This window comes from Acetivibrio cellulolyticus CD2 (assembly GCF_000179595.2).
In the GTDB taxonomy this organism is placed as follows: domain Bacteria; phylum Bacillota; class Clostridia; order Acetivibrionales; family Acetivibrionaceae; genus Acetivibrio; species Acetivibrio cellulolyticus.
In genome coordinates this window covers 933,183-933,799 of the sequence record NZ_JH556659.1, presented here as the reverse complement: position 1 = coordinate 933,799, position 617 = coordinate 933,183, and the positions used below count along the sequence as shown (strand labels likewise).

At 28.7% G+C, this 617-nt stretch carries 1 pseudogene; it reads left to right on the top strand.

The annotated features are described in order from the left end of the window. Positions 1-291 precede the first annotated feature (291 nt). Positions 292-617, top strand: a pseudogene (locus tag ACECE_RS32725) (IS1634 family transposase); the annotation flags it as partial.

Sequence of the window (617 nt, the reverse complement as noted above, 5' to 3'; positions counted from 1 at the left end):
ATACAATATTTTAATATATAAATCCTCCAAATTCAATATATTTACCTGCCTTCCTTTTGCTTATTGAAGAAATAAAAAAAATGCAGTAGAATAATTAATAGTGTTAGTAACCTCGTAATATGATTTTTCAGGACATGCGAGAAATATAACGGGTTTTCGACAGTTGCTAAATAAATAATTAATTCAAAAGCCGCTAAATATCGGCTTTTTTTGTGTCAAATTCTAAATAAAATTTGTTGTATATGTTGTAATTATGTTGTATTTTGTTGTATGTTTTGATATGATAAGTATATGAAACTATATTATGACAAACATGCAAAAGATCCCATTTACTACGCCCAACAAGGATTTCGAAATGGGAAAAAAACAACTACAAAAATGTTGCAAAAATTGGGAAACATTCTGATCTCTTGAAGATTACAAGTGATCCTTTGTCCTATGCAAAAAAACAGATTCAGAAGTATAATGATGAACTGAAGAATAACAAGGTCTCAATGGAGGTGGTTATAGATTTTGATGAAAAGATTAAATCAAGCAATGACCTTGTATCTTCAAGTAATCGGGTAAATATGGGGTATTTTATTCTGCAGAAGATATACCATGATCTTAAAATAAAC